The organism is Gammaproteobacteria bacterium (genome assembly GCA_011682695.1).
Lineage (GTDB): Bacteria > Actinomycetota > Acidimicrobiia > Spongiisociales > UBA4744 > BMS3Bbin01.
In genome coordinates this window covers 1-3,217 of sequence record JAACED010000125.1, presented here as the reverse complement: position 1 = coordinate 3,217, position 3,217 = coordinate 1, and the positions used below count along the sequence as shown (strand labels likewise).

General features: G+C 60.7%; 4 protein-coding genes and 1 tRNA gene. 2 read left to right on the top strand and 3 right to left on the bottom strand.

All coding sequences use genetic code 11. From position 1 onward, the window contains the following. Positions 1 to 156 precede the first annotated feature (156 nt). The 3 genes from GWP04_12740 to GWP04_12730 all read right to left on the bottom strand — a co-directional run bounded on the left by GWP04_12740 (position 157) and on the right by GWP04_12730 (position 1,999). Entirely contained in the window at positions 157 to 1,170 is a 1,014-nt protein-coding gene (locus GWP04_12740; protein ID NIA26402.1) for a transposase, read from the bottom strand. After that, complete coding sequence (locus GWP04_12735; protein ID NIA26401.1) at positions 1,127 to 1,615, bottom strand: helix-turn-helix domain-containing protein; 489 nt, start codon at positions 1,613 to 1,615, stop codon at positions 1,127 to 1,129. Before GWP04_12735 ends, GWP04_12740 begins: the two co-directional genes overlap by 44 nt. Before the next feature lie 247 nt (positions 1,616 to 1,862). Further along, positions 1,863 to 1,999 (bottom strand) — tRNA-Leu (locus GWP04_12730). A 240-nt stretch (positions 2,000 to 2,239) separates the two neighbouring features. On the opposite strand from GWP04_12730, the gene GWP04_12725 reads away from it, so the two are divergent. Beyond that, positions 2,240 to 2,443 (top strand): hypothetical protein, encoded by a 204-nt coding sequence (locus GWP04_12725; protein NIA26400.1) that lies wholly within the window; start codon positions 2,240 to 2,242, stop codon positions 2,441 to 2,443. A 15-nt stretch (positions 2,444 to 2,458) separates the two neighbouring features. Further along, the coding region (locus GWP04_12720) for a serine protease (protein ID NIA26399.1) at positions 2,459 to 3,217 on the top strand (759 nt) is incomplete at its 3' end.

Genomic DNA, 3,217 nt, shown 5'->3' with positions numbered 1-3,217 from the left:
TCTCTTCAGATGTTCGCTACTCCGTGCGCAAGGTCCTTCGAGACCTGGAGCACTGACGCCTCAGCTGCATTCTCGCTAGAACCCGTTAGAAGATGTCAAGTCTCGGTACCCGCGTGACAGTCTGGCTTCGGTACCTCCACGACACAGCCCCGCGAGTTAGGAAGCGGCGTTGATCCGGTCGGGTTTGCCTGCGGGGTTGGCGAAAGCTCCGTGAGCCTTGGCCGGGTCGTGTTTGACCGCATGGACTCGGAGCAGCTTCCCGTTCTGTGAGATCTCGACGGTGTCACCTACCACTCTCACTTCGACTTGCTGGCGGCGGTGTGCATTGCCGACCCGGTAGGTGGTTGCGGCGAAGCTGATGTTCCCCGACGAGTCCACTTTCCGGGTCACGGGCACACCCTGTGTTGGCGGTCGGGTAGGCCGGGCTCTGGGCTGCCGCCGCCACGCTTCGGGTTCCGCCTCAGCCCGATGACGCACAGCGTGGGTGGCGACCAGGACTCCCCGGTGGGAGATCTCGACGAGACCATCAGGAGTCACTTCGACGTCGACGGTTTCACCTGCCAGCCAGCGGCCCACGTGATAGGGATGGTTGGCCAGGCTGATCCGACCACCCGCCCCTACCCGACGAGTCACCCGCCGGTCACCGACCACCATCTCGGGAACGGGATCTGATAGCTGGCCGTCTCCTGTGATCACTTCGAACGGTTCAGAAACGGCCAGTTCGAAACGGCGGATCGGTGGGACCATTCCGATTCCCTGATGCGGCCGTTCCGTGTTGTATTCGACCACCCAGCCGTCAATGGCGTGCTGAGCCTCCTCCACCGACTCGAAGACCTTGCCGGCCAGGAAGTCCTTCTTGAGCGTCTTGTGGAACCGTTCCACCTTCCCCGTCGTGGTCGGCGACCGAGGTGCCGTCAACAGATGTCTGATCCCGTTCTCCCGACAAATACGGTCAAACAGGACTTCACCTTTGCCGGGTCCGAACCGTCCGGTGAACACCTTGCCATTGTCCGTGAGGATCTGATCCGGAATCCCATGACGGGCCATCGCCTCGCCCAACGCGTCACACACCGGTTTCGCGGTAGCCCGTCGGACGACTTTCGCCGACACACAGAACCGTGAGTGGTCATCGATACCGGTGACCACCTTCAGCTCGACCGAGGCGGACACCACCGGTGATGTCCATCTGCCACAACTCCATCGCCCGGGCCCGCTCCCACCGCCTGTAATCCGACCGGCTCCTCTTCCGCTTCTGAGGGTCGATCAACCCGTGACGGACCAGCGTCCTATAGATCGACGAACGAGACGGAACCGGATCTATCCCCTCCCGCTCCAAGTAATAGCCAATCGTCCGAGGCCCCCAACCCCGATGCGCCCTCCTCATCTCAACGATCCGAGCCTCAATGTCAGCCGGGGTCTGATGCGGACACGAATCAGGCTTCGACGACCGGTCCACCAAACCTGCCAGCCCATCAGAGGCATACCGGCGCAGCCAGACATGAACAGTCTGACGAGCCACCCCATACCGACGGGCCACATCGACCACCGTCGCTCCGCCAAGCACCTCCAACACCGCCTGATACCGCTGCTCCACAACACCCAACTCCACCAACACGACGACCTCCTCCGAACACTCGAAGAAGGATGGAACCAGAAAGTGTCGCCCACCTACCGGAGCCACTGTCGCCCACGTACCGGAGCCGCGTCCCGAAAGTGTCACCCACCTACCGGAGCCACAATGTCCATCATGAACCGAAGCCGCACAGCCATCCGTTAGAACCCGTTAGAAGATCCGTTAGAAGTTTGCCCTTCAGCGCGACAAGGCCCCGGTCAGAAAACGCTCTGACCAGGGCCTTTGTTCGTAGCGGGGGCGGGATTTGAACCCGCGACCTTCGGGTTATGAGCCCGAACTTGGGGGTTCCGTCGACCAGGCAGAATGCCAGAAAACCCTTATGACTATTGGGTTTTCGCCTCTCAACGTTTCTCACCATTTCCCGTCTGATCCCACCCTCTCGCGCGATGGACGCGCGATGGAGCGTCGCATGACCGTCCGCTGGTGGCCCGCGGCCAACATGGCCATCCGCTTCGCGCCATCAACGGCTGGCCCCAGCGCTGGGGCTTGCATGACAGGAGCTTGTCTCGGCCGCCTTCCGGCCGACAGCACATAGGGGGCAGCTCGATCGGAATGTCGAGTAGGCTTTGTCGAGCCCTTCCGGGCACGAGCGAGGAGCGTGGATCTGTGAAAGACAATGCGATGGCCGAGTTGGAAAGGCGCACAGACGACTTGCCAGAGCACATTGACGAATTCGAGGTCCTACCCGGCGTGGCGGATGTGATCGAAGTGTATGAGGCCGCGATGGACCAGTACTCACGGGCCGCGTACTACTACGACCCCGTTGTCCGCTTTTCTTCGACCGATACGAAACCTCTTGCCCCGAGGTAGGACCGATCAGTACCAATGGCAACGACGTGGGGCGACATTCTCAAAGAGATCCAGGCCACCAAAGGACCCGACGGCGTCATCGACTTCGACGGCGTGCGTCGCAAGTATCTCAAGAGGCTGACTGACTACACCGGTCGATCGACCATCGTATATGCAACGGCTGGGTTCAATCTACGTCAAGGTGTGTCCTCCGCAGACGTATCCATCACGCTCGATCCGGACATCGAAGCGTTCATGGAGGTCGTCCATGGACTGCCTCAAGACATCCCAATCGACCTAATGCTTCATTCTCCCGGCGGATCAGCCGAAGCGGCTGAAGCGATTGTCAGTTACCTGAGGGGCCGCTTCCCTGGGCTGCGGGTGATAGTGCCCGTGGCCGCGATGTCGGCTGCAACGATGATCGCGATGGCATCTGATGAGATCGTAATGGCATCCCACTCCCAGCTTGGTCCAATAGATCCGCAATTGATCCTCCAGACGCCAGAGGGGCCACGCAGTTCACCAGCCGAGGCGATTCTGAGGCAGTTCGAGGATGCAAAGGCCGACCTGAGGGATCATCCCGAGCACACCGCTGCATGGTTGCCGATCCTCCGCAGCTACGCGCCAGCATTGCTCAAGCAGTGCGAAAGCCACATTGCCCTTGCAAAGACGATGGTCACGGACTGGCTAGCAAAGTACATGTTCAAGGATTCGGAGGATCCTCGCGCCCAAGCAGAGCGGGTAGCAGACTACTTGTCAGACTGGGAGCAGTTCAAGAGCCATTCACGGCGCGTC